The following is a 4,654-nucleotide window of genomic DNA, read 5'->3' on the forward strand; positions in this document are numbered from 1 at the left end:
GCCGTATCTAAAATTTTGTGCGTACGATAATGAAGATATCATACACAGTAGGCAAATTGTAGCGAATAGTTTTCTCATCATGAATAAAGTTTTTGTTTTCATCTTGAACTTGTTTTATTGGTTTATGGCGGCAAAGGTAGAGTAATAAAATAGTCTAGAAATATATTTAATTAGACTTTTTTCTTTACTTTCGTTAGTTAAGCTTTCATTTTTAACTCTCTTTGTTCGCCAGGTTTACTAATAAATTAAAAATATCATGGTTTTTACGAATTTTGCTCCGTAAAAACCATAGTATTGAGTATGTTTTCGGAAATCTATGATTATATTCTCATTTATTTCCTGAAGTGAGTTTTATTTATGGTATATATACAGTAAAATCTACGTTTCCAACTTCTCCTTCGCAACATCCGGTTGTGAAATTTCTGAATGCACATTTTACATTTCTCTTGCTGTATTGTCTTGCATTTATTGCAACTGGCCATTCTCTTGCACTACTATTACCGTCATTTCCAATTGAGATATGGACATGACCTCCCTCTACCCATAAGTCTGCTTCGTAGTTTGTAGGATGCCTTCTGCTCCATAATTTCTTTTTCTTTTGTGAAGCTGTTCTTACCATAAAAATATTGCCAGATTTGTCTATACCAAGAGTAATGTCACTTCTGTATTTTCCTTTTTTGATTGTCACTCCAAGTACATCTCCTGCAAGTGCTTGCCATTGAGGATCGTATGGAAACCCTTCGGCACGTGTGTTCACATTTGTTGCAGTATACTTGTAGTTTGGCACATCGTTATTCGGTGCAATAACTTCATTACCTATAATCAGATAGCCTTGATTACTACCCAGAAGTTCGAGTTCAGCATCTGTAAAAGGAAGATACGGAGATAAATCATACGTATTTTCTGTATTAAAGAGGTATGTATCCTCGTATTTATCTTTGAATTCTTTGTATGCCTCAAGAAAAGCATTGTCATCTTCAATATCGAAGATTTTGTCGAGTTCGTCATCAGCTTCTTTTAAAGAAGAGTATGCGCCTTTAAATCCTAAGCCGTTGAAGAAAGCTTCCTTCTGTTCCAGACTCATTCCTTGCAGTTTGTTCAAAGTCTCTTGGTAGACATTGTAATCTTTAAATCTCAAAACTGCTTGGTTCTCTACGTTACCAGATCTTGTTGTGTTACCATTGTTGACAAAGTCGTTTAAGTTCACCACTTCCAGATCTTTGGAATTCTTTGTGTTCTCTAATGTTTCATCGTTAGAACACGAAATGCATAATAGTAGTAATGCAATAGAAATAATACTTTTAATTTTCATTTTTGTTATTTAATTGGTTAATGTATATGAATGATATTTAGCTCTTTAGTAGATGCCTATTAATTTAATGACATTGATAATTTATATTTCTTCAAGTGTGATTTCTCCCGTTATGTCTATGGTGGGTGAGGTTATTTCTACAGTGTAGAAATCAGCTTTAGGAGCGGGAATATTTACGGTCTTTCCTTCATAAATGGAGGTCTTGAATTCAGTAGCAACTACATTTCCGTTCTTATCAGTCACAGTGATATCTGCCTCCTCTAAGACTGATTGGAAAGTAATCATTAAATTGTCGTCTGTTTCGTCAGCGGTTAGGTCAAAAAATAAGGGGCTGCGATTGGTCGCTTTTTCTTGAAGGTTAATAATTTTGATCTTTACTTTGTGCCGATGCCTTTTGTATGGCATTGCATTCATTGGTATAATGAATAATACCGATAATAGAATAAATAGTACTTTTGTTTTCATTTCTATATTTAATTAATTGTTTACGGCTGCAAAGTTAGGGCAAACAATTATGATGAATGCATTTTTGTAATCACACTCTAGAAATGTAACGTATTGGTAAATAAGTAGATAGCAAAAGTTGTAATCACATCTTGCTTTTTTCTTCAATCATTCTCTCTTTTATTCTATATTTTTTCTGGCTGAGAGGATGCGTATCGCTATACCCAAAGCAAATGGCAATAGATTGCGAATCAAGAGAGGTTTCCTGTAGGCAGAGGTATAATAAATCACTTTCTGTCAATTTGGAATATTTTTCTTGAAGGAAAGATATGTAATCATGGTGTATTTCAAATATGGTCTTTTTTAATTGATCTTGCTCAGCTATGGTCAATACTTTCATTGCTTTTTTATTTGAAACAGCTTGTTTCGAAAGAGTAATCACTCTTTTATAAATATTGCTTTGCTCCAATAACCAGTTAAGTAGTCGTTGCTTTTCTTTCTTTAAGTCAGCTATACTTTGTTCTCTTTCTTCTATTTGCCTTTTTTTATTTTCTTGTTCTTGTTTTAAGTTACTCTGCTCTTGGTGTAATAAGTCAATTATTAACTGATTATTTTCAATTGTACCTTGTAGAGAAGATAATTTATTCTGTGTTTGCTCTAATGATTGTTTATATTGGAGTTGAATACGTTTCTTTCGGTTTATATAGTTTTGATAGCCGAGTATAATTAGAAAGCAAATCGAAATAAAGCTTGCAATAGTGCAATATATGATGCGTTTCCCTTTTAATTGTTCCTCTCTTACCCTCATTTTAGTATTATATTCATAAATCAGTTGCTGTATTTCGGTTGACTGATCCATGTAATATAGAGAATCTATGATGGCGGCATGTTTTTCTAAATAAATATTTGCTGTCTTGTAATCTCCGTTTTCTTTTTCAAGGTTGTATAAATTATTTAAACACGTAGACTTGCCTTCAATAGATAATTCCGCTAGGCTTTTATTCAAATAATGACGGGCTGAGTCTTTATTTCCTCCTGTTTTAAAAATTAAATCCCCTAGATTACTATAATAATTTCCATGGTTCTCTTTTTTAGGTAGTCCTTTAAGGGCACTTTGTGCATAATATAAGGCGGAATCAAGCTCATCAAAACTATCAAATTCCAGACTTAAATTGTGCTTAGACATTGCAATCTGTAGAGAATCTCCCGAAGCGATAGCATAATGTAGTGCTTTACGCTGGAACATGAGTGTGGAGTCTTTTTCATCTATTAAGCAATAATATGTACTGATACTGTTGAGGGCTATTGATTTATCCAGATCTGTGATAGAACATTGATACATAGCTTCGTATATTTCTATGGATTCGTCATAATACCCGGCGTCAAAGTAGAGATTCCCTAACGAGCTGAGGAACAAACTTTTGGTTTTAAGTTCTTTTGGAAAGTTTTGTATGATGGTCAATCCTTTTTGAAGATATGAAATGGCTTCTTTTTCCTCTTCCATTTCCACCGCCAGCCTTCCTTTATAAAGCAGTGCTATTGCTTTTTCTTTTTCATCATCGTCATAATACTCTAATGCCACGTTCAGCAGCGAGTCGCAAGGCAGCAAAGATTGTTTGCACTTATCCGTGGCACGTGCAAGAAGCAGTGCATAGCGTGCGCATTCTTTGTCTGAAAAATCTTCTATTTCTTTCGGCTGAATGTTCAATAATTGGAGTACGCTGTCAGGATATTCATCCATTAGTGAATCTGTTTTTAAGAATAAGGCTTCTGTCTCATTGTTGTGTGAACAGGAAAAGAGTAGCAATGATAAGCTAAGCAATGCTGATGTTATTTTCATTTTAGTTATAGCTTGTTTGTTTTGTCGACGGCAAAGGTATAAATAATTATTTGTAAAACGACTGTTGAAATCGTTTTTAAATATTCATTCGTTTCGCTTTTCCCGCACAGCCAGACCAAAAACGGCTCGGATAGGGCGTGCTTTTACCAGACTTACTGATATAACGAGGGTCAAAGGCGAGAGCAAGACGAGAGCCCAAGTGCGATTCCACTAATGAGGAATTGAAGGAAAGCCAGTCAAAAAAAACTTGAAATTGCTGACGATAACGTTGCTCACCATACTTACCATAGCGACCCTATTGAAGGAAATTAACCCGACCGGGAATAATCAAATATAAAAGTAGCACTTCAAGCATAAATTTCTCACGCCATTTGTTTATCTTCGTACCTGATTCTATCAAGCATGATTTTATTATCTCAAGATATTGGTCAAGTTCTGTATGGTTCATTGCAATTAAAGAGGTAGCAACCCTTAATTTAATGAATCGGCAGGACTTGACCTACTTTTTTATGTTAATTCAAAACTTAACGAACTATTGATAATATAAACTAATTATGATCGGTTACTTTGAACTATAATTATCTAAGAATGAGTCCCCTTTGAAAAGTGTATTTTAGTACTTTTTTGTAAAGTAATGGAAAAATCTTATATTCTCTACTTACAGGAAGTCAAGAGTTTGTAAACAGGAAGTTAACTCCTTGTCAACAAACTCTTAACTTCTTGTCGACAGAAAATGCACTTCTTGTACTCTTCTGATAATCAATGATTAAACATTGACCTGAAAGATTTGTTTTGTAATTATAGTTGCCCTATATTTTACGTGCCTCTTCTGCTTTTTATGCCCCTTCTGCTTTGCGTCCCCTTTTACTTTACGCTTTCCTCTGCTTACATCCCCTTTAACTTTACGCTTCCTTCTGCTTTACATACCCTTTAACTTACTCTTGCATAGCGCTTTGTTTACCTTCGAATGCTTTGAATTTGTATGTCTACAGCTGTGGTTTACGTGCTTCACAATTGTGGATGTGCTGCTTCACAATCGTGAAGCACGTAAACCACGG

Annotated in this window: 3 protein-coding genes; all 3 read right to left on the bottom strand. The window is 34.5% G+C overall.

Going from position 1 to position 4,654, the window contains the following annotated elements; genetic code table 11:
* Positions 1-355 precede the first annotated feature (355 nt).
* The gene (locus BACCELL_RS04065) at positions 356-1,312 is read right to left on the bottom strand and encodes a DUF4848 domain-containing protein (protein ID WP_007210291.1); all 957 of its coding nucleotides are present in this window, start codon (positions 1,310-1,312) and stop codon (positions 356-358) included.
* Between the two features lie 81 nt (positions 1,313-1,393).
* Complete coding sequence (locus BACCELL_RS04070; RefSeq protein WP_007210292.1) at positions 1,394-1,777, bottom strand: DUF3244 domain-containing protein; 384 nt, start codon at positions 1,775-1,777, stop codon at positions 1,394-1,396.
* Between the two features lie 124 nt (positions 1,778-1,901).
* Positions 1,902-3,596 (bottom strand): hypothetical protein, encoded by a 1,695-nt coding sequence (locus tag BACCELL_RS04075; RefSeq protein WP_044153284.1) that lies wholly within the window; start codon positions 3,594-3,596, stop codon positions 1,902-1,904.
* Positions 3,597-4,654: the final 1,058 nt, after the last annotated feature.

It is taken from the genome of Bacteroides cellulosilyticus DSM 14838 (assembly GCF_000158035.1).
Taxonomy (GTDB): Bacteria; Bacteroidota; Bacteroidia; order Bacteroidales; family Bacteroidaceae; genus Bacteroides; species Bacteroides cellulosilyticus.

Bases quoted from the DNA above. Each gene is read 5' to 3' on its own strand.
- BACCELL_RS04065 (WP_007210291.1), bottom strand. From the start codon at position 1,312: ATGAAAATTAAAAGTATTATTTCTATTGCATTACTACTATTATGCATT.
- BACCELL_RS04070 (WP_007210292.1), bottom strand. From the start codon at position 1,777: ATGAAAACAAAAGTACTATTTATTCTATTATCGGTATTATTCATTATA.
- BACCELL_RS04075 (WP_044153284.1), bottom strand. From the start codon at position 3,596: ATGAAAATAACATCAGCATTGCTTAGCTTATCATTGCTACTCTTTTCC.